The sequence below is a fragment of the Pseudomonas sp. genome (assembly GCF_051660785.1).
Taxonomy (GTDB): Bacteria; Pseudomonadota; Gammaproteobacteria; order Pseudomonadales; family Pseudomonadaceae; genus Aquipseudomonas.
On sequence record NZ_JBOFQE010000006.1, the window covers coordinates 159734 to 181340 of the forward strand.

The window sequence follows — 21607 nt, forward strand, 5'->3', positions numbered from 1 at the left end:
CATTCACCTCTGTCGTATAGGTTGACCGTATTCACTGGTTTACGACTGCTTCGCACTCGAGCGGGAGCAAGCTCCCTCGCCACAAGGGTGAACATTCAGCATTTGCACTAGGCTTGCACCATGAATTCGCAAAGCATCATCGTCCCGAAAATCTCTACGCTGCCGGTGCACGAACCCCGGGCCCGGGCGGTCGTGCGCTGGCTGGTGCGCAAGAACATCGTCAAAGAGGAACTGACCACCTGTGGTCGCACCGGCAATCGCATGGCCCATGCCATCGGCGACGGTGCACGGGCTGTTGTGTTGCATCCGGAAGCGCTGCCATTCGGCGAGCCGATCAATGGCCTGGAGATCATCACCAAGCGCTGCATCTACACACCAGCCAAGGGGTTCCTGGAGGAGGCGGGTTGCGCCGAGTGCCGCAAGGAAGTCGGCGAAGCGCTGTTCGAAAGCCTGGAAGACTGGATGCCGGGGCGTACCGATAACTTCACCTGCCCGGAATGCGGGCATGAAGACGATATCAACGGGTTTCTTTTCCTGCAGGAATGCGGTTTTTCCAACCTGGGATTCATCTTTAACAACTGGGCCGAGGCCGGATTCAAGCAGAGCTTTATCGATGAGTTTGCCGATTGGCTCGACCAGCCTGTCAGTTGGGTGAAAGTCGAACTGTAATCCGGCTGATGGAGCGCGTTATCGTTCATCGCCAGCAAGCCGGCTCCTACAGATCTGCGGTGTTTTTGTAGGAGCCGGCTTGCTGGTGATGCCCTTAAAATCTCCCGTCGATCACTACGTCGATAATAGACAGAGTTTTACATTGAACCCGAGGGGGTGTCTGACTATAATGGCGCGCTTCCATTTTCCCGCTCGGGAGCCCCCGCGATGCTGCGTATCAGCCAAGAAGCTCTGACATTCGACGACATTCTCCTAGTGCCTGGTTATTCCGAGGTGCTTCCTAACGAAGTCAGTCTCAAGACCCGCCTAACCCGTGGCATCGAGCTGAATATTCCTCTGGTTTCTGCCGCCATGGACACCGTCACTGAAGCCCGTCTGGCAATTGCCATGGCTCAGGAAGGTGGCATCGGCATCATCCACAAGAACATGACCATCGAGCAGCAAGCTGCCGAAGTTCGCAAGGTCAAGCGTTACGAAGCCGGTGTGGTCAAGGACCCGATCACGATCGAGGCCGACGCCACGGTTCGTGAACTGTTCGAACTGACCCGCCAGCACAACATCTCCGGCGTTCCGGTTTTGCACAATGGCGACCTGGTCGGCATCGTCACTTCCCGTGACGTGCGTTTCGAAAATCGTCTGGAAGCCACTGTCCGCGAAGTGATGACGCCTAAAGAGCGGCTGGTCACGGTCAAGGAAGGCGCCGACAAAAACGACGTTCGCGAGTTGCTGCACAAGCACCGCATTGAACGCGTTCTGATCGTCGACGACAAATTTGCCCTCAAAGGCATGATGACCGTCAACGACATCGAAAAAGCCAAGGCTTACCCGCTGGCCAGCAAGGACGATCAAGGTCGTCTGCGCGTTGGCGCTGCCGTCGGCACAGGTAAAGACACCGGTGACCGTGTAGCTGCCCTGGTCAATGCCGGCGTTGACGTGGTGGTGGTCGACACCGCACACGGTCACTCCAAAGGCGTGATCGACCGCGTTCGCTGGGTCAAACAGAATTTCCCTGAAGTGCAGGTCATCGGCGGCAACATTGCCACCGGCGCTGCTGCCAAGGCCCTGGCCGAAGCGGGTGCCGATGCGGTCAAGGTCGGTATCGGCCCGGGCTCGATCTGCACCACCCGTATTGTCGCCGGTGTCGGCGTCCCGCAAATCAGTGCCATCGCCAACGTCGCCGCTGCCCTTGAAGGCACAGGCGTTCCGTTGATCGCCGACGGCGGCATCCGTTTCTCCGGTGACCTGTCCAAGGCCATCGTAGCCGGTGCTTCCTGCGTAATGATGGGCTCGATGTTTGCCGGTACTGAAGAAGCGCCAGGCGAGATCGAACTGTTCCAGGGTCGTTCGTATAAGGCTTACCGCGGCATGGGTTCGCTGGGCGCCATGTCCCAGGCCCAAGGTTCCTCCGACCGTTACTTCCAGGACTCCTCCGCGGGTGCCGAGAAGCTGGTTCCGGAAGGCATCGAAGGGCGTGTTCCGTACAAGGGCAGCCTGAGCGCCATTATCCATCAACTGATGGGCGGCCTGCGTTCCTCGATGGGTTACACCGGCAGTGCCGACATCGAAGAAATGCGCACCAAGCCTGAGTTCGTGCGGATCACCGGCGCTGGCATGGCCGAGTCCCACGTCCACGACGTACAGATCACCAAGGAAGCGCCAAACTACCGCGTAGGTTGAGGCTTCCAGCAAAACGTTAAGTAACCCGGGGCTGTTCTATTCAGCCCCGAGTTGTTTCTGAATCACGACTGTTTCTGAATGACTTAGACGAGACTGAATCATGGCCCTCGACATCCACGCTCACCGCATCCTGATCCTCGATTTCGGTTCCCAGTACACCCAGCTGATTGCCCGCCGCGTGCGTGAAATCGGCGTGTACTGCGAACTGCATCCGTTCGATATGGATGAAGAAGCGATCCGCGAATTCGCTCCAAAAGGCGTCATTCTCGCCGGCGGCCCCGAGTCCGTGCACGTCGCCGACAGCCCACGCTGCCCGCAAGCGGTATTCGACCTGGGCGTACCGGTCTTCGGTATCTGCTACGGCATGCAGACCATGGCTGAACAGCTGGGTGGCAAGGTTGAAGGTTCCGAGCTGCGTGAGTTCGGGTACGCCCGTGTCGACGTGGTCGGCAAGAGCCGCCTGCTCGACGGCATCGAAGACCACATCGACGCTGACGGCCTGTTCGGCCTCGACGTGTGGATGAGCCACGGTGACAAGGTCACCAGGATGCCGCAGGAATTCCACATCCTGGCCAGCACCCCGAGCTGCCCGATTGCCGGCATGTTCGACGACGCTCGCGGCTACTACGGCGTGCAGTTCCACCCGGAAGTGACCCACACCAAACAGGGCGGTCGCATCTTGTCGCGTTTCATCCTCGACATCTGCGGCTGTGAAGCCCTGTGGACGCCGTCGAAGATCGCTGAAGACGCCATCGCCAACGTTCGCGCTCAGGTCGGCACCGACAACGTATTGCTCGGCCTGTCCGGCGGCGTTGACTCCTCGGTGGTCGCCGCGCTGTTGCACAAAGCCATCGGCGACCAGCTGACCTGCGTCTTCGTCGACAACGGCTTGTTGCGTCTGCACGAAGGCGAGCAAGTGATGGCCATGTTCGCCGAGAATATGGGCGTCAAGGTGATCCGCGCCAACGCTGAGGACCAGTTCCTCGACAATCTGGCTGGCGAAAGCGACCCAGAGAAAAAACGCAAGATCATCGGCCGTACCTTCATCGACGTCTTCGATGCCCAGTCCAACAAACTGGACAACATCAAGTACCTCGCCCAAGGCACCATCTACCCGGACGTGATCGAGTCGGCTGGCGCGAAAAGCGGCAAGGCGCACGTGATCAAGTCGCACCACAACGTGGGCGGCCTGCCGGAAGAAATGAACCTCAAGCTGGTTGAACCCCTGCGCGAGTTGTTCAAGGACGAAGTCCGTCGTCTGGGCCTGGAACTGGGCCTGCCGTACGACATGGTCTACCGTCACCCGTTCCCGGGCCCGGGCCTGGGCGTGCGGATCCTCGGTGAAGTGAAGAAGGAATACGCCGACCTGCTGCGTCGCGCCGACCATATCTTCATCGAAGAACTGCGCAAGGCCGACTGGTACCACAAGGTCAGCCAGGCTTTCGTGGTGTTCCAGCCGGTGAAATCGGTTGGCGTGGTCGGTGATGGCCGTCGTTACGCCTGGGTCGTAGCCCTGCGTGCCGTGGAAACCATCGACTTCATGACCGCGCGTTGGGCGCACCTGCCTTACGAACTGCTGGAAACCGTTTCCGGCCGGATCATCAACGAAATCGAAGGCATCTCCCGCGTGACTTACGACGTGTCGAGCAAGCCGCCAGCGACGATCGAGTGGGAGTGATCCCGGTTTCAGCTGATCGTGCGTAACAACTGAAGGCCCCGTGAATGTGAATTCACGGGGCCTTTTGCGTATCGGCTCAGGTGTTGTGCTGATTACACAGGCAGACGTCCTTCAAGCACCATGCCCATGCGGCTGAGTGCGCGAGCCAGCAGAGCAACGCTTGAATAGGTCACCTGATGTATATCGGTCCAGGCAGGACGATTGATCAGAAAACCACCATCCGCTGTGCGCTCGATCAGCGTACGCACAATCTGGCCTGTCCTGCTGTAATGACTCAGCGTGTAGACCCCGTTTGATTTATTGATGTTGAACATGCCCTGGCGGATCAGGAGCTGGTCGATTTGAGCCGGTGTCCGTTCAATCAGTGGCGCCGGCACTTGAACGCTGACGTCGGCGTACAGCGTGTCGAAGTCCCCCTGCATTTGTCCGACTGCCGGGCCAACGTTTCGGCTCACCTCGATCCCGTAGTCTGTTTCGATATGCAGGCTTCGTTCGGGAAGGATTTCTTCAACTCGCAACCCGATGCCTCCGTTCATCTCGCTGATGCCGGCGATGCCTCTGAAGGTATTGGTGTTCTCCTGTCCTGTCAGCACCACCCATTTTCCCGGACCATGGATGGATTCACTGGCCTTGATAATCGTGTTGGTCAGGTAGTTCTTGATGGACTGTTCCGTCGTGTCGCCAAAAGGCGCACCTTCAAACCTGAAGCTCGCCAGGCAGTCGGTTGCCTGGATACGTATCCCGTATTGTTGAGCGGCTTTGACCACCGCCAGTGGGGTGAATTGACCTGAAGGATCGCTTTGCAGCAGTTCCAGGTACTTTTCCAGCATGCCATCCATTTTTCCGGTTCTGGCAAAAACATCGAGGTCGAATTGACTGAAGTCATTGAGCAGGCGATGCATGTAGATCGTCTTGACACCCTGCCTGGCCAAAACCTGCATGTTTTCGATAAGGAAGCGCATGCTGGCAATACGGTCCTGGCTCTCGCCAATCACTAAACCGGGCGCCGCATCGAATATGTTCTGAATCAGCTCCGTGATGCTTGTGGACGGCGTGATGACGGGCTGCACTGGACGAGGAGGCAATGAGGCAAAGAAGTTTCTGGGTGAATGGAATTCGCGCGCGTCCTTTGTGAGTGCCGCGCGACGTTCGGCGACAAATTGTTCGTAATTTGACACTCCTTTAATGGTCCCGTCCGGAAGGTAGACGACTTTTACATGTGTTTCCTTTTCGCCTAACGCCAGAAAATTCAGCGACCGACCGTTGGTTGCATCGTAGTTCGTCCGCAGTCCAAAAAGTCTGGCCGGCGGGCGGACATGAGTAGGCAGGCGAGAGGAGCCCGGAACGGTGTCGGGAAGATCCTTGCCACCGCCCTTTAATCCGCTTTTCGGCGCCAGTTCCCATTCACCCTCGGAATTCAGGCGCACGGGAATGGATCCTGAAGCGGCGTGCGGATTTTCCGGATCGATGATGGCCCACGTACCGCCGCCGTTGATATCGGCTTCGTAGCGCACATAGTAAGCGGTGTCGTTCATCATGATGGCGGTTGAGGGGTTAGAGTTGAGCGAGTAGATGCCCTGAAACTTTCCACTTGTTGCCAGAGGTGATTCGCTTTCCAGGATCTCGTTGCTTTGCCAGTGTTCCGGCACTGCATAGAGTTGTTCCGGTTCCAAGGGAGTGAACGTGTCCAGTTGACTGATTACACCCTCCGGGTTTTCGGTCTCATGCGGAGCCTGTGCGCCCACTGTGTCGTCAAGATTGTCAGTGCCTTTCAGATCCGCCATTTCGGCCGCTTCTGCCGCGTCAACCGACGCTCCAACGTCTTCCAGTACGCTGACTTCCTTGAGCAGCGGAATGTTGAACAGTGTATTGACGCCATCAAGCACCGCGCCGATGACGCCGGCCTTACGCTCTGCCGCTGTTTTGCCATTGACCGCTTTGTCGATGTTCAAGCCCATTGCGGCGATGCTGGCCCCGATCACCGGTAGTGCGATTGGCCAGCCGAGTATCGCCAATGGACCGAACACGTGCAGGCCGGCCGTCAGATAACCCAGCCATAACTGCTTGCGCATCTGTCCATTGGTCACCAGCGTCAGATCGGCTTCTTCGAGCATCGTGCGCTGCACGGCCCGGCTCTGCCAGGTGAACGCGTCACCGCTGATGGTGATGTCTTTTTGATTGATCAGGTGGTGGTCGTATTGACCCCAAGTACCTACCAACTGGTTCATCAGCGGGGTGATGTTGTCGTGGACATCCTGACGAACCGGCAGCGGGAAATGCGTCATGAACTCGGTTCGGGGCTGCTCCTCATTCATTTGCAGCAGCATCCACCAATGCATGTCCGTGGGTGTCGGGTGCACCTGGAAGGGTTCTACCGCTCCTGGAACGTAAGTGATCTGCCGGCCATCAAGGCTGACGATGCGCAGAATATCGGTGGCGACATGCCCCGCGACATCGAGGGCGCAGACACGAAGACCTGAAGGCGAAGAGGTCTGGGCCTGCAAGGACGCCAACGTGATCGGCCAGGATCCATCGCCGACGACAGCCCTGACCACCGTCTGGAAATCTTCCTTCTCCAGCTGACCGTTTTGCCGGGCCTCGACCGCTTTGCTGAGGTAATTGCATTTGGCCAGGGCGCGGAAATCATCGAAATGGCTGCTCCAGAAGGCGTTCAGTTTGTTCAGATAGCGATCGCTGAGGTTCTTCTGCCACAGGTCTCGCAGGACCTCGCTGGGGTACATCCGCACTTCATTGGTTTCGTTGTAAATGCTGGCTGTTGCGTCCGCCGTGTAAAACCCGCCGTCGCCGTCCAGTAGATCGGCATTGTCCTGATCCGCGACGCGGTAGCGGTGTATGACCAGTTGCGTCAAAGTCAGGGATTCGCAGGGTTTGGCGTAGTGCTCCCAGAACAGGAAGGCCTTGGTACTGCTGGCAGAAACGTTGTCGAAGCGATGCCACCAGACCTGGTCCGGGTCCAGATGGGTGATGCCGTGACTGATCAGGATCTCGCTGGCGACCGCATGGGCCTCTTCCTGCAAACCGGGGCAGGCAGCTACTACGCGGGGCGCAATAAGTGCGAGTTTTTCCTTGTCGGCGGCATTGGGTAACGCTTCAGTACTTTGATCAACGGGCATGCTCTCGCTCCTTGAGAATTGGGCAGCGATGATTGCCCGCTTGCTCAAGGAAAGTGCACTACATAGTTATGCCCACACGCACTTCGCGACCGTGTAGGGTCAGCGACGGGCCACGTCCGAAAAGTAAAACTTGTCGAGGGTGTGCCGTGATTCGGTGTACTCGAACTGGCGGCCGTCCTGCAGGAAGGTCTGGTTGCTGACCACGATCACATGGCTCTGGCCGTCGAGGTCCAGGTGTTGCTGGTCGTCCTTGCTTCGGGGCATCGCTTCGATGGTGCGCTGGGCGTAGGCGATTTGCAGTTGCAGGGTCTGCTCGATGAAGGCGTAGATCGATTGCTCGGCGATATCGCGGGTCAGGCCGGGGATCACGTCGCTGACGAAATGGTTGATGTCGAGGATCACGCGTTTGCTGTCGATCCGCCGCACGCGCTTGATCCGCGTGATCAGGCTGCCTTCTTGCGCCTTGATGTGTTCGAGCAGTGAGCCTTCGAGAGGGATTTGCGTGAATTCGACCACCTCGGTACTCACGTCGTTGCCCAGCCGCGGATAGGTCTCCTGGAAGCTGACGATGCCGCCCAACTGGAATTCGATCGGGTTGGTCGACAGTACAAAAGTGCCTTTGCCGTGGACTTTCTGGGCGAAACCGCGCTCCTGCAATTGCTCGATGGCCTTGCGCACGGTGCCGCGGCTGGCTTGATAGCTGTCCATCAACTCGGTTTCGGAAGGCAACCGGGCGCCACGTTCCAGACGTTCGGTCGTGATGCTGGCAAGCAGATCGCTGTAGATCTGGTTGTATTTACTCATGGGGATGGCTCTGTGCCGCGATGTACTCAAGGTTTCGAACCTTAAGGGCAGGGTAGGGGTTTGTCCATGCGGCTTTGGGTTTCAGCCACTTTACACGTAGGAAATTTCGCCGTCGGTCAGGTTCAGATCAAACGAAATCAAACTCGTCTGTACGAGTTGTTGCTTTAACTCGTACAGACGAGTACTTTTCGCTTCGGCGTGCTGCCAAAAACAAAAAACTACAGCGGAAAAACAAGCATGAGCCACGACTATCCGAACATCGCCAGCGAGCTGCTGCAAAGCCTCGGTGGCAGCGACAACATCGAGCAGGCCGCGCACTGCGTCACACGCCTGCGCCTGGCCCTCAAGGACCCGAGCCTGGTCGACAGCGCCACGCTGAATCAGATTGATCTTGTGAAAGGCTCTTTCTTCACCGGTGGCCTGTTCCAGGTAGTCATCGGCCCCGGCGAGGTCGAAAAGGTTTATGCCGAACTGCGCCGTCAAACCGGTCTGGCCGCGGCAACCATCGCCGACGTTAAACAAAAAAGCGCCGACAAGATAAACGCCATGCAACGTCTGGTGCGGGTGTTCTCGGATGTGTTCATGCCGATCCTGCCGGCGTTGATCATCGCGGGGCTGTTGATGGGCATCAACAACCTGATCGGTGCCAAGGGCATGTTCATCGAAGGCCAGACGCTGCTGGATGCCTACCCGAAACTTGACGGGCTCTGGAGCCTGATCAACCTGATGGCCAACACCTCGTTTGTGTTCCTGCCGGCGCTGGTGGGCTGGTCGGCGGCCAAGCGATTTGGCGGCAGCGAAATCCTCGGTATCGTGCTCGGCCTGATGCTGGTTCACCCGGACCTGCTGAACGCCTGGAACTACGGTAAGGCCGTCGCCGGTCTCGATGGCCAAAGCCTGCCGTACTTCGACATCCTTGGTGTGTTCCAGATTGAAAAGGTCGGTTATCAGGGGCAGATCCTGCCGATCCTGCTGGCGGCCTACGTGATGAGCGTCATCGAAAAATGGCTGCGGGCGCGGGTGCCGAACGCGGTGCAATTGCTGGTGGTGCCAATCACCACCATCGTCGTCACCGGCGTGTTGGCACTGGCCGTGATTGGCCCGGTGACACGGCATCTGGGCATTCTCATCACTGAAGGCGTGGTGACCCTGTTTGATCTTGCACCGATGGTAGGGGGCGCGATTTTCGGTTTGCTCTATGCGCCGCTGGTGATCACCGGCATGCACCACATGTTCCTCGCAGTCGACTTGCAACTGATCTCCACCCAGGGTGGCACGTTCATCTGGCCGATGATCGTCATGTCCAACCTGGCCCAGGGCAGCGCAGCACTGGCGGTGTTCTACATGACCCGCAATGTACGAGACAAAAGCATGGCCTCGACCTCGGCGATTTCCGCTTATTTCGGTATCACCGAGCCGGCCATGTTCGGGGTCAACTTGCGCTACAAGTTTCCGTTCTATGCGGCCCTGACCGGCTCGGCGCTGGGCTGCATCTTCCTGTCGCTGAACAAGGTCCAGGCCTCGGCAATCGGTGTCGGTGGCTTGCCCGGTTTCATCTCGATCATTCCGCAGTTCATTCCGATGTTCGTGATCGGGATGGTCATCGCCATGGTCGTGCCGTTTGTTCTGACTTGCGGATTGAGCATGAAGATTGTTCGGCCGGGATATCGGGTCGCCTGACAGATCGCTATCGCGAGCGATCCAGCTCCCACAGGTGATCGCATTCCAATGTGGGAGCGAGCCGGCTCCGGGCGGCGTTCCGACGATGAGGCCCTCAAGGCCGATACAAAACTTATTGAAGGAATAGCGCCATGCAAGACTGGCAACGTTCGGTGATCTACCAGATCTACCCGAAGAGTTTTCACAGCCACGCCGGCAACCCTACGGGTGATTTGCTGGGCGTCGTCGCCAAACTCGATTACCTGCACTGGCTGGGTGTCGATTGCCTGTGGATCACGCCGTTCCTGCGTTCGCCCCAGCGCGACAATGGTTATGACATCAGCGATTACTACGCCATCGACCCAAGCTACGGGACCATGGCCGATTGCGAATTGCTGATCGCCGAAGCCGGCAAGCGCGGGATCAAGCTGATGCTCGATATCGTGGTCAACCACACCTCGATCGAGCACATCTGGTTTCAGCAGGCCCGCAGCAGCCTCGACAATCCCTATCGCGACTTCTACATCTGGCGCGATCAGCCCAATAACTGGGAATCCAAGTTCGGCGGTTCGGCCTGGGAATACGAGGCGCAAACCGGTCAGTACTATCTGCACCTGTTCGACCACACCCAGGCTGACCTGAATTGGGACAATCCGAAAGTCCGCTCAGAAGTCTTCAACATGATGCGGTTCTGGCGCGATAAAGGTGTGGGCGGTTTCCGCCTGGATGTGATCAACCTGATCTCCAAACCGGCGGATTTCCCCGAGGACAACACCGACGGTCGACGCTTTTACACCGACGGCCCGAACGTGCATGAATACTTGCAGCAAATGCACCGCGAAGTCTTCGAAGGTCACGAGCTGATCAACGTCGGCGAGATGTCTTCCACGAGCCTGGAGCACTGCATTCGCTACTCGAAACCGGATTCGAAAGAACTGTCGATGACCTTCAACTTCCATCACCTGAAGGTCGATTACCCGAACCTGCAGAAGTGGGTTCGCGCCGACTTCGACTTCCTTGAGCTCAAGCGCATCCTCTCGGACTGGCAGACCGGCATGCAGGTCGGCGGTGGCTGGAACGCGCTGTTCTGGTGTAACCACGACCAGCCACGCGTAGTCTCGCGTTTTGGCCATGACGGCGAGCATCGCGTAGTGTCGGCGAAGATGCTTGGCACCGCGCTGCACTTTCTTCAGGGCACACCGTTCGTGTACCAGGGCGAAGAGCTGGGCATGACCAATCCTGGGTTTGATCACATCGATCAGTACCGCGATGTCGAGACATTGAACATCTTCCGCCTGAAGCGCGAGGCGGGAACCAATGATGCCGAGAACATGGCGGCGATCATGCAGAAGTCCCGGGACAACGGCCGTACGCCGATGCACTGGAACGCCGAGCCGAACGCAGGATTCAGCGCCGCACAACCCTGGATTGGCGTGCCGGCCAATTCGACGCAGATCAACGTCGCCACGCAGCTCGACGACCCGGACTCCGTGCTGCATCACTACCGACAGTTGATTGCCCTGCGCCGCAGTGAAGTGCTGATCTGCGATGGCGTCTATCGGCAGTTGTTGCCGGAGCACACGCAAATCTGGGCGTATGTGCGTGAAGGGGATGGCGAGCGTTTGCTTGTACTGAACAACTTCTACGGCACGCCGTGCGAAGTCGAACTGGCGGATGACGTGATCAGCGAAGCCATGGTCCAGCGTGTGGTCATCAGCAACTACCCGGACTGTCCGCCGCGAAACCGGCAGATTTCCTTAAGGCCCTATGAGTCGTTCGTTTTGCACCTGACCGACTGACCGACCACTAAAAACACCGACTTTAAAAAACACGCAGAACGCTGCGCGGGGGAGTTTTGCGCGCCGATTTTGCGGAACAACACAATAAAAATAATGGGGTGGTTCTTGAAAACAACACTAAATCGCAGCCTTGCCGCCGCGAGCTTATGCCTGGCGTTGCCATTGTCGGCGCAGGCCCTGGAGTTCGGCGGTTACTTGCGCAGCGGCGTCGGAACGTCGGTCAACAGTGGTAAACAACAGTGTTTCCAACTGCCGGGCGCGCAGACCAAATATCGTTTGGGCAACGAGTGTGAGCAGTACGGTGAGCTTGAACTGCGCCAGGACCTGTACACCCTGGACGACGGTTCGGTACTGAGTGTCGATGGCATGGCTTCGTTGTATAACCAGTACGACAAGGACCTGACGTTCAACGGCGATAACGGCTCGGTGCGCATGCCCCAGCTGTATGCGCAATGGTCGAACATGCCCAGCCTCAACGGCGGTTCGCTGTGGGCCGGTCGGCGTTACTACAAACGAAACGACATTCATATTTCCGACTTCTACTACTGGAACCAGAGCGCCACGGGTGGTGGTATCGAGGATGTACTGATCGGTGATCTGAAGTACAGCTACGCCTTCTCGCGCAAGGACAACCTGTACCAGAAGGACTACATCAACCGGCACGATTTCAACGTCGCCGGTTTCCAGACCAACCCTGGTGGTGAACTGGAGCTCGGTCTGAGCTATATCGACAAACCCGACAGCCGCAACGCGCATCGCGGCTGGGCAGTCACCACCCAGCATGTGCAGAAGGGCTTTCTGGGCGGCAAGAACAAACTGGCCTTCCAGTACGGCGAAGGTCCCGGCACTGGCTTGGGCTATACCGGTAACGTAAAGCTGGACGACAGCAACAAGAGCTACCGGGTGGTGGAGTTTTTCGACTGGCAAGTGACACCGCGATTCGGTGGGCAAGTCGAAGCGGTTTACCAGAAAGACATACGCCCGGACGGGGCCGATCAAAACTGGATGTCTTTGGGGATTCGTCCGGCCTACGCGATCACCGAGCAGCTCAAACTGGTGGCTGAACTGGGTCACGATCAGGTCGAAGCCACAGGCGGCACACGCAAGCTGAGCAAGTTCACTTTCGCCCCGACGTGGTCGCCCAAAGGCCCGGAATTCTGGGCTCGGCCCGAGGTGCGTCTGTATTACACCTATGCCACATGGAACGAGGCGGCCAAACGGGCGGCCAATGAACTGGCAAAGGGGTCGGCGTTGTCCGATACCGGCGCCTTCGGCACCGCGCGGCACGGTTCGAATGTCGGATTGCAGGTCGAGTACTGGTGGAAATAAGCGATGCTGTCGGAGCCTCGCGCTCCATCGGCACTTCAAAGAACAAAACAGCAGGTGACGTCATGGCCACACCCCAACAATTGCAACTGCACGCCCCACTGTCCGGCGTATTGGTGCCACTGAACCTCGTGCCGGATCCGGTGTTTTCCAGCCGGGTCATCGGCGATGGCCTGTGCATCGATCCGACTTCAACGACCTTGTGCGCGCCGCTGGCAGGGGTTGTCAGCAATGTGCAGGCCAGTGGGCATGCGGTCAGCATCACCGACGAAAACGGTGTGCAGGTGTTGATGCACATCGGCCTCGACACGGTGAACCTGGCGGGGAAGGGGTTCACGCGGCTGGTGGAGGAGGGGCAGCAGGTTGTCGTCGGGCAGGCGCTGATCGAGTTCGATGCCGATTATGTCGCGTTGAATGCCCGCAGCCTGCTGACGTTGATGCTGGTGGTCAGCGGTGAGCCGTTCATCTGGCTGGTGCCGGAAACGGGCCTGGTAGACCGTGGCCAGCCACTCCTGGGTTTGAGCCCGGTCGAGCAGGCAACCGATGCGCCGGTAGCGGAAGAGGACGAAGCCCTGTTTTCCAAACCGGTGGCACTGGCCAACCCGAACGGCCTGCACGCCCGTCCGGCAGCGGTGTTCGCCCAAGCGGCGAAAGGTTTTTCGGCGAGCATTTACCTGCATAAAAAGCAGGAGAGCGCGAACGCGAAATCCCTGGTGGCGATCATGGCATTGCAGACGGCTTACGGTGATGTCATGCAAGTCAGCGCGGCCGGCCCGGATGCTGAAGCGGCGATCAAGACGCTGGCCGAATTGCTGGCGAGTGGATGCGGTGAAGCGGTGGTGGCCTCTGCGCAGGTCGAGGTGAATGCAGTCGAGGCTTCATCGCTGACCGTGCTGCGTGGGGTTTGCGCATCGCCCGGATCGGCGTTCGGCCAGGTGGTGCAGATCGCGGAGCAAAAGCTCGAAGTGAAGGAGCTTGGCGCCACACCGCCGGTTGAACGCGATCATCTGTCCCGAGCCCTGGCCGAGGCGTTGGTGGCCCTGCAACAACTGCGTGACAACACCCTCGGCGACGCGCAGGCAGATATCTTCAAGGCGCATCAGGAGCTGCTCGAAGACCCGGGTTTGCTGGACATGGCGCACGTGCTGATCAATGAAGGCAAAAGTGCCGGGTTTGCCTGGCGCGCGGCCACCGAGTCGACGGCTACTTTGTTCAAAAGCCTGGGCAATGCCTTGCTCGCGGAGCGGGCGGCGGACCTGGCCGATGTGGGCCAGCGGGTGCTCAAGCTGATCCTCGGCGTACGGGATCAGGCGCTGCAGCTGACTGAAGGGGCGATCCTGATCGCCGAACAGCTGACGCCGTCGCAGACCGCCGGGCTCGATACCCGCAAGGTGTTGGGTTTCGCCACGGTCGGCGGCGGGGCAACCAGTCACGTCGCGATCCTCGCCCGAGCGTACGGTTTGCCGGCGATCTGCGGGTTGCCAGTGCAAGTGCTGGCGCTGGTCAACGGCACCCAGGTGTTGCTCGATGCCGACAAAGGCGAGCTGCAGCTGGATCCGGATCTGCAGGCCATCGAACAGCTGCAAGCCCGGCGCCAGTTGCAACAGCAACGCCAGCAGCATGAACTGGTGCACGCAACACTGGCCGCCTGCACCCGTGATGGGCATCATTTTGAAGTGACCGCCAACATCGCTTCGCTGGCTGAAGCCGAACAGGCCGTGGCACTGGGAGGCGAGGGCGTCGGTCTATTGCGTTCGGAGTTTCTTTATCTGGATCGCAATCATGCGCCGAGCCATGACGAGCAGGCGTCCACCTACAGCGCCATTGCCAGGGCGCTAGGGCCGACACGTAATCTCGTGGTGCGCACGCTGGATGTCGGCGGTGACAAACCTTTGGCCTACGTACCGATGGACAGCGAAACCAACCCTTTCCTGGGCCTGCGCGGGATTCGTTTGTGCCTGGAGCGCCCGCAGCTGTTGCGCGATCAGTTCAAGGCGATCCTGAGCAGCGCCGGACTGGCCCGGCTGCACATCATGCTGCCGATGGTCACTCAACTGTCTGAGTTGCGTCTGGCCCGGCAACTGCTGGAAGAAGAGGCGCTGGCATTGGGGCTCACCGAGTTGCCGAAGCTTGGCATCATGATCGAAGTGCCGGCGGCTGCGTTGATGGCGGACCTGTTTGCGCCTGAAGTGGATTTCTTCTCCATCGGCACTAACGACCTCACGCAATACACCCTGGCGATGGATCGCGATCATCCGCGTCTGGCCAGTCAGGCCGACAGCTTTCATCCGGCGGTTCTGCGGTTGATCGCCAGCACCGCGAAGGCCGCGCACGCCCACGGCAAATGGGTCGGTGTGTGTGGCGCCATGGCCTCCGAGACACTGGCCGTACCGCTGTTGCTCGGGCTTGGGGTGGATGAGCTGTCCGTGAGCGTGCCGTTGATTCCGGCGATCAAGGCGGCTGTTCGCCAGGTGGACCTGCTGGACTGTCAGGCCATCGCTCAACAAGTACTCGGCCTGGAAAGCGCCGAACAGGTGCGCGAAGCGCTGCGGCTGTATCACGACGCGACGGTCGATACTTCACTGATTCTGGAGAACTGAACATGTTCGAGAAAATGCAGCGAGCGTTCTGGAAAGCGTTGACGCCGGATCTGGTGGTGGATGAGCCGAAGGTGGTTGACCAGCCGGTGTCCGGTCTGCCCGCAAATGTCGTGGCCGCGTTGGGTGGTGTGGATAACCTCAAGTCGCAGCAACCTGTGGCGCTGACCCGGGTGCGAGTGGAGTTGCGGGATGTGGCGCGGATGGATCGGCAGGCATTGAATGTGGCTGGGGTGCCGGGCGTCATGCTGCTGGGCGAAGGCGTTGTGCATCTGATCACAGGCCTACAGCCATAGTCGAAAACCGTGTGGCGAGGGGGCTTGCCCCCTCGCCACAGGGTATTGCCAACCCTACCTTGCGTGCGGCCATCCGCCGCCCCACCCTTACTGTTTCTCAACCGCAGGTGTATCGTATTCGCCTTTTACAGGCCCACGGGCCTGTCGCTGATACGTGAGGTAGTTGAGTTCATGTCCTTTACCCGTCGCCAAATCCTCGGTGGCCTGGCCGGTCTTGTTGTCGTTGGTGTCGGAGCGGGGGGCGCGTCGCGGTACTGGCTGGGCAAGATGGCCGACGCGGACGCCGGCCATGACTATGAGCTGATCGCGGCACCGCTGGACGTCGAACTGGTGGCCGGGCACAAGACACCTGCCTGGGCGTTCGGCCCGTCGGCGCCGGGCACTGAACTGCGGGTGCGTCAGGGCGAATGGCTGCGGGTGCGCTTCATCAACCATCTGCCGGTGGCGACCACCATTCACTGGCACGGCATTCGCCTGCCCCTGGAAATGGACGGTGTCCCGTACGTCTCGCAGTTGCCGGTACTGCCGGGCGAATACTTCGACTACAAATTCCGAGTGCCGGATGCTGGCAGTTACTGGTATCACCCGCATGTGAACAGCAGCGAAGAACTCGGCCGCGGTCTTGTTGGCCCGCTGATCATCGAAGAGCGCGAGCCCACCGGTTTCAAGTACGAGAAAACCCTGAGCCTCAAGAGCTGGCACGTCGATGAAGAGGGCGCTTTCGTGGCCTTCAGCATTCCTCGTGAAGCCGCTCGAGGTGGCACGGCGGGGCGCCTGTCGACCATCAACGGTGTCTCGCAAGCGGTGATCGACTTGCCCGCCGGGCAAATCACCCGCGTGCGCCTGCTCAACCTCGACAACACGCTGACCTATCGCCTCAACATTCCCGGCGTCGAAGCGCAGATCTACGCACTGGACGGCAATCCCGTGGCGCCGCGGCCCATGGGCAAGGAATACTGGCTCGGCCCGGGCATGCGCATTTGCCTGGCGATCAAGGCGCCGCCGGCCGGTGGAGAACTGGCCCTGCGCAACGGCCCGGTTCGCCTGGGCACATTGCGCTCGGTGGCAAACACTGAGGCCCCTACCGAGTGGCCGCCCGCGCTGCCCGCCAACCCGGTGGCCGAGCCGGACCTAGCCAATGCCGAGAAACTCAACTTCAATTTCGAATGGGTGGGCTCGGTGTCGGTCAACGTCGACAACGGCAAGCCGCCGAGCCTGTGGCAGATTAACGGCAAGGCCTGGGACATCACCGACAAGACCTGCGCCGACCGCCCGATTGCCAAGCTTGAGAAGGGCAAGAGCTACATTTTCGAATTGAAGAACATGACTCAGTACCAGCACCCGATTCACTTGCACGGCATGAGCTTCAAAGTCATCGCCTCGAACCGACACAAGGTCATTCCGTACTTCACCGACACCTACCTGCTGGGCAAGAACGAGCGTGCGCAAGTTGCGTTGGTGGCGGATAACCCCGGCGTCTGGATGTTCCATTGCCATGTGATCGATCACATGGAAACCGGCCTCATGGCCGCCATCGAGGTGGCCTGATGCGTCAGATACGTCCCTGCGCAATCATCGACCGCAGCCGCGACCGCGACTTCATGCGTGAAGCGTTGACCCTGGCCGCGCAAGGCGCGGCGCTGGGTGAAGTGCCCGTGGGCGCAGTGCTGGTGCAGGACGGTGAGATCATCGGTCGCGGCTTCAACTGCCCGATCAGCGGCAACGACCCGAGTGCCCATGCCGAGATGGTCGCGATCCGCGCCGCGGCGTTGGCCGCCAGTAACTATCGCCTGCCGGGCAGCACGCTGTACGTGACCCTCGAACCGTGCAGCATGTGCGCCGGGCTGATTGTGCATTCGCGGATTGCGCGGGTGGTGTATGGCGCTTTGGAGCCGAAAGCGGGGATTGTGCAGAGTCAGGGGCAGTTTTTTACCCAAGGCTTTTTGAATCACCGGGTGTTGTTTGAAGGCGGGGTGTTGGCGGAGGAGTGCGGCGCGGTTCTCAGCGAGTTCTTTAAGGCCCGCCGCGCGAAACCAACAGACTGAACACCCAACCCCTGTAGGAGCGAGCCTGCTCGCGATAGCGGATTATCAGTCAATAGTGATGTCGACTGACACACCGCTATCGCGAGCAGGCTCGCTCCCACAGTGATCTCCTATGGATAGGAGATGGGTGTTTTATTTTCGGGCAACGATAACGGCCCGCATCGGCGCCGGCAGCCCTTCAACCGTCTTGCTGTGATCCTCGGGATCGAGGAAATCGCTGAGCGACTGATACTTCATCCACTCCGTCCCGCGCTGTTCCTCGACCGTGGTCACGCTCACGTCGACACAGCGAACGTCCGTGAATCCGGCACGTCGCAGCCACAATTCCAGCGCCGGCACTGACGGCAGGAACCACACGTTACGCATCTGCGCATAACGGTCTTCCGGCACCAGCACCTGCTGTTGATCGCCTTCAATCACCAGCGTCTCCAACACCAATTCACCGCCCTTGACCAGGCAATCCTTCAGCGCCAGCAAATGCTCGATCGGCGAACGACGGTGGTAGAACACGCCCATGGAAAACACGGTGTCGAAGCCTTCCATGTTCGGCGGCAGGTCTTCGAAAGGGAACGGCAGGTGCCAGGCATTGGGTTCTGATAAGTAACGCTGCACCGCCTGGAACTGGCAGAAGAACAGCCAGTTCGGGTCGACACCGATCACGCTGTCCGCGCCGGCGCCGAGCATGCGCCACATGTAGTAACCATTGCCGCAACCCACATCGAGGATGCGTTTGCCCTTCAGGTCCAGGTGCGGAGCGACACGCGACCACTTCCAGTCCGAGCGCCATTCGGTGTCGACGTGCACGCCGAACAGGTCGAACGGCCCTTTACGCCACGGCGACAAGCCCATCAACGCCGTATGCATTTGCGCACGGGTCTGATCGTCGCAATCAGTGTCCAGTGTCAGGCCATTGAGCAGGTCGACTTCGCTCGGCTGAATCTTCGGCAGAGCATCCAGCGCACTCTGCCAGCGCTCCAGGTCGCCGTGACCCTTTTCCATTTTCTTGTCGAGTTGTGCTTGCAGGGTGTTGGCCCAGTCGGCCAGCGGGGTGCCAGCCAGACGGCGGGCGAGGGGGGACAGATCAATCATGGCAAGGCAATCAACGAGGCGAAGTTAAGACACTGGAACCACGGCACGACTTTCGAGAACCCGGCGGCCAACAAGCGCTCGCGATGTTCTTCGAGGCTGTCGGGCTTCATGACGTTTTCGATGGCGCTGCGCTTCTGGGCGATTTCCAGCTCGCTATAGCCGTTGGCGCGTTTGAACGCGACATGCAAATCAGTGAGCAGCGCGTGTTCTTCGAGGTCGTTGAAACGCAGTTTCTCCGACAGGATCAACGCGCCACCGGGCAGCAGCGATTGGCGGATCCGCGAGAGCAACGCGGTGCGCTGCTCCGGGGCGATGAATTGCAGGGTGAAGTTCAGCGCCACCACCGAGGCGGGCTGGAAGTCGAGGGCGAGGATGTCGCCTTCGATCACCTCCACCTGCAGCAACTCCTGGAACATCGAGTCCTGGCCGTTGAGGTATTCGCGGCAACGTTCGACCATCGCCGCGGAGTTATCCACAGCGATGACGCGGCAACCGTCAGTGCGCACGTGACGACGCAACGCTTGGGTCACGGCGCCCAAGGACGAGCCGAGGTCGTAGAGCACGCTGTTGGGCTGGGCGAATTGCGCGGCGAGCACGCCGAGGTTCTCGACGATGGTCGGATAACCCGGCACCGAGCGCTTGATCATGTCCGGGAACACCCGCACCACGTCCTCGTTAAAGGCGAAGTCAGGCACCTGGGCCAAAGGCTGGGCGAAAAGGCGATCGGGGTCTTTGCTCACGGCAGTTCCGGCGGCATTGGTGGAAAAGGCCGGCATTTTAGCCAAATTGACGGGGGGATGCTTGGGTTGTCTGATAAAGCGTGGAGGATTTTCGAAGGGGGCAATGAGGCCTTAATGACAGAGAGCATTGCGAAAAGACAAAAGTATGACCAGGTCGAGAAGCAAGACTTGGTCATACTTTGATTGGAACGAGATTATCTAGGACGCATGAAAACGTTGAGTTCGGCTTTGCCAGCGATGTGCAGTTCTTCGGTCCTGCTGTCTTTGCCTTTGAAGTCAAAGTTTATGAGGTAGCGCAATGCTTCGGAGTTACTTTGGACTACTTCTACGGTAATAGTGCCGCTTTCGGGTTTGTAGGTGTAAGAAGTCGAAAAATCGTCGTTAGCTCCATTTTCATAATAATAAAATGATTCAAATGGAAAGTTTGGATCTTTGGGTGAATAGGTGCCGGACTGAATGTCACTTGAAAAAACAAACATCATCCCTTTTTTGGAATTGCTAAAGCCGTTTTCATAGCTTCGACCGAGAAAAGCAACCGATTCGCTGTTGGGGTCTTTGTCGAACTGGATATTTTGAGTATGAAACTCTACACGGCCTGAAACTGTGGCTTTAATATCGCAGTTGACGCTGATAAAGGGGTCTAAAGAGAGCGCCGAATTCTTGCTTTTAAAAAGACTCATGATTTTCTTCCTTGGTTACGTTCGTGATTGTATAACGCAGCTGGAATAGTAAGTAGGCTTGAAAATATGGGCTACTGTCAGATATGACAGGTTTTTATAATGTTTCGAGATGACTTATCGATTTTATGGTTATGAGATCTGAATAAGTTGCTATTTTTCTTTATTAAATGCCGAGGCTGCGATACCCCATTGTCCCAACCAATAGCTGAGGATGATGATGTAAGGCGCGGCATGGAACGGCGCAACAAACCGGTTGATGCCAATCACACTGTCGGAAAACACAAACGCCACCGCACCGGCCGCCGCCAGCAGGGCCGAGCGTTTGGGCACTTGGGTCCCGAGTCGGGCCAGCGCTCGCCAGAGCATTGCACTGATGGCCAACCCGTACACAATCACCGGGATCAACAATGGGCCCAGTTCGTGGGAAATCAAAATTCCCAGCAGCACTGCACCAACACCCAAGGCAATCACCAATGGCAACAACGCCAATCGCCGGCAATCGCTCAAGTAGGCTTTCAGGTACGCCAGATGGGCGACCAAAAAAGCCCCAAGACCAAACACAAACAAATCCCCCGGCCACGCCAGCAACACATCGCCGAGCAGGGAGAAGATCAATCCCAGGCTGATCCAGCGCCGGTACTCACTGGGCGGTGCGTCGTGCAACCAGCCGAGCAAGGCCAACACCGGCAACGGCTTGACCAGCAGGCAGAGCAGCGCGGCATGCACGCTCAAGCCATACAGAAAGGTCACCGCGCCCATCAGCGCCAGAATCAGCCAGCCCACGATCAGTTGACCGCGATCGCGCAATCGAAGGTTTTCACGGCCGGCACTTCCGGTGCCCATGGCTGTGAATAGGTCAAACGCAACCGGCCTGTACCGGCGGCAAACGCCTGAAAGCGCCAGGTCGAAATGCCGGCGCTGCCGACAATCCCGGCGTCTTCCGGATTGCTGTACACCTCGGGGCTCAGCGCATGCAGCACGCCGCCAGCCGAATCCTGGATCGCCCAGCGATAACCCGTAGTCGGGTTGCTCGGCAAGGTCACGATCAGGTTCTGACCGCTGCGCATTTGCACCGGGCATTCGCTTTGTTTTTCCACGGTCAGGTTCTGTTTTGGTTGCGTGGAGCACGCGGCCAGCAGGGAGAGGGCGAGAGGGACAAACAGGCGAGTGGGTGACATAAGGTCAGAGGCTCCGGCGTTTACGACGAACGGCGAGCATAACCGAGATGAGACAAAGTGTGACAGGTTCAGAAATTGGGGGGGGCAGTAATGACGCCATCGCTAGCAGGCTAGCTGTGATCTCTCTGTAGGTTGTTCACTCGGGGCTTTTCCGGGAAATTGGAGGTGCGAACCAAACCAAGTACCTGGAGGCCCCGAGTGAACACTCATAAAAATGCCCGATTAACCGTTTCTGG

At 58.8% G+C, this 21607-nt stretch carries 17 protein-coding genes; 10 read left to right on the forward strand and 7 right to left on the reverse strand.

Annotated features, from left to right (window positions below):
• The first annotated feature begins 120 nt into the window (after positions 1-120).
• From ACRC4F_RS02085 to guaA, 3 genes are all read left to right on the forward strand, one after another.
• Positions 121-669, forward strand: a complete 549-nt coding sequence (locus ACRC4F_RS02085; protein ID WP_109634588.1) for a sugar ABC transporter ATPase — start codon at positions 121-123, stop codon at positions 667-669.
• Between the two features lie 207 nt (positions 670-876).
• Entirely contained in the window at positions 877-2346 is a 1470-nt protein-coding gene (guaB, locus tag ACRC4F_RS02090; RefSeq protein WP_109634587.1) for an IMP dehydrogenase, read from the forward strand.
• Between the two features lie 100 nt (positions 2347-2446).
• The gene (guaA, locus tag ACRC4F_RS02095) at positions 2447-4024 is read left to right on the forward strand and encodes a glutamine-hydrolyzing GMP synthase (protein ID WP_438657862.1); all 1578 of its coding nucleotides are present in this window, start codon (positions 2447-2449) and stop codon (positions 4022-4024) included.
• A gap of 92 nt (positions 4025-4116) precedes the next feature.
• Here guaA and ACRC4F_RS02100 read toward each other — a convergent pair whose 3' ends face one another.
• Complete coding sequence (locus tag ACRC4F_RS02100; RefSeq protein ID WP_438657863.1) at positions 4117-7158, reverse strand: membrane-targeted effector domain-containing toxin; 3042 nt, start codon at positions 7156-7158, stop codon at positions 4117-4119.
• 99 nt (positions 7159-7257) lie between these two features.
• Complete coding sequence (gene treR / locus ACRC4F_RS02105; protein WP_438657864.1) at positions 7258-7962, reverse strand: trehalose operon repressor; 705 nt, start codon at positions 7960-7962, stop codon at positions 7258-7260.
• Between the two features lie 237 nt (positions 7963-8199).
• Between treR and treP the strand changes: the two genes are divergently transcribed.
• The 7 genes from treP to tadA all read left to right on the forward strand — a co-directional run bounded on the left by treP (position 8200) and on the right by tadA (position 17684).
• Positions 8200-9642 carry a PTS system trehalose-specific EIIBC component gene (gene treP, locus ACRC4F_RS02110; protein ID WP_438657865.1) on the forward strand — a complete coding sequence of 481 codons (1443 nt, stop codon included), beginning with the start codon at positions 8200-8202 and terminating at the stop codon, positions 9640-9642.
• Positions 9643-9773: 131 nt separating this feature from the next.
• Positions 9774-11420 (forward strand): alpha,alpha-phosphotrehalase, encoded by a 1647-nt coding sequence (treC, locus tag ACRC4F_RS02115; protein ID WP_438657866.1) that lies wholly within the window; start codon positions 9774-9776, stop codon positions 11418-11420.
• Positions 11421-11513: 93 nt separating this feature from the next.
• A complete protein-coding gene (locus ACRC4F_RS02120) occupies positions 11514-12749 on the forward strand; it encodes a maltoporin (protein ID WP_438657867.1) in 1236 nt (411 codons plus the stop codon).
• Between the two features lie 62 nt (positions 12750-12811).
• Entirely contained in the window at positions 12812-15346 is a 2535-nt protein-coding gene (gene ptsP, locus ACRC4F_RS02125; protein WP_438657868.1) for a phosphoenolpyruvate--protein phosphotransferase, read from the forward strand.
• A 2-nt stretch (positions 15347-15348) separates the two neighbouring features.
• The gene (locus ACRC4F_RS02130) at positions 15349-15639 is read left to right on the forward strand and encodes a PTS transporter subunit EIIB (RefSeq protein WP_438657869.1); all 291 of its coding nucleotides are present in this window, start codon (positions 15349-15351) and stop codon (positions 15637-15639) included.
• 171 nt (positions 15640-15810) lie between these two features.
• Entirely contained in the window at positions 15811-17187 is a 1377-nt protein-coding gene (locus tag ACRC4F_RS02135; protein ID WP_438657870.1) for a multicopper oxidase family protein, read from the forward strand.
• Positions 17187-17684, forward strand: a complete 498-nt coding sequence (gene tadA, locus ACRC4F_RS02140) for a tRNA adenosine(34) deaminase TadA (protein ID WP_438657871.1) — start codon at positions 17187-17189, stop codon at positions 17682-17684. The genes ACRC4F_RS02135 and tadA overlap by 1 nt, the downstream gene beginning before the upstream one ends.
• Positions 17685-17816: 132 nt before the next feature.
• On the opposite strand, the gene cmoB is transcribed toward tadA, so the two are convergent.
• The 5 genes from cmoB to ACRC4F_RS02165 all read right to left on the reverse strand — a co-directional run bounded on the left by cmoB (position 17817) and on the right by ACRC4F_RS02165 (position 21371).
• Positions 17817-18773, reverse strand: coding sequence for a tRNA 5-methoxyuridine(34)/uridine 5-oxyacetic acid(34) synthase CmoB (gene cmoB / locus ACRC4F_RS02145; protein ID WP_438657872.1), 957 nt, complete (start codon positions 18771-18773; stop codon positions 17817-17819).
• Complete coding sequence (gene cmoA, locus ACRC4F_RS02150; protein WP_438657873.1) at positions 18770-19549, reverse strand: carboxy-S-adenosyl-L-methionine synthase CmoA; 780 nt, start codon at positions 19547-19549, stop codon at positions 18770-18772. Before cmoA ends, cmoB begins: the two co-directional genes overlap by 4 nt.
• 158 nt (positions 19550-19707) lie before the next feature.
• Positions 19708-20193 (reverse strand): hypothetical protein, encoded by a 486-nt coding sequence (locus tag ACRC4F_RS02155; RefSeq protein ID WP_438657874.1) that lies wholly within the window; start codon positions 20191-20193, stop codon positions 19708-19710.
• A 150-nt stretch (positions 20194-20343) separates the two neighbouring features.
• The gene (locus ACRC4F_RS02160; RefSeq protein ID WP_438657880.1) at positions 20344-20976 is read right to left on the reverse strand and encodes a lysoplasmalogenase; all 633 of its coding nucleotides are present in this window, start codon (positions 20974-20976) and stop codon (positions 20344-20346) included.
• A gap of 2 nt (positions 20977-20978) precedes the next feature.
• Positions 20979-21371, reverse strand: coding sequence for a protease inhibitor I42 family protein (locus ACRC4F_RS02165; RefSeq protein ID WP_438657875.1), 393 nt, complete (start codon positions 21369-21371; stop codon positions 20979-20981).
• Positions 21372-21607 lie beyond the last annotated feature (236 nt).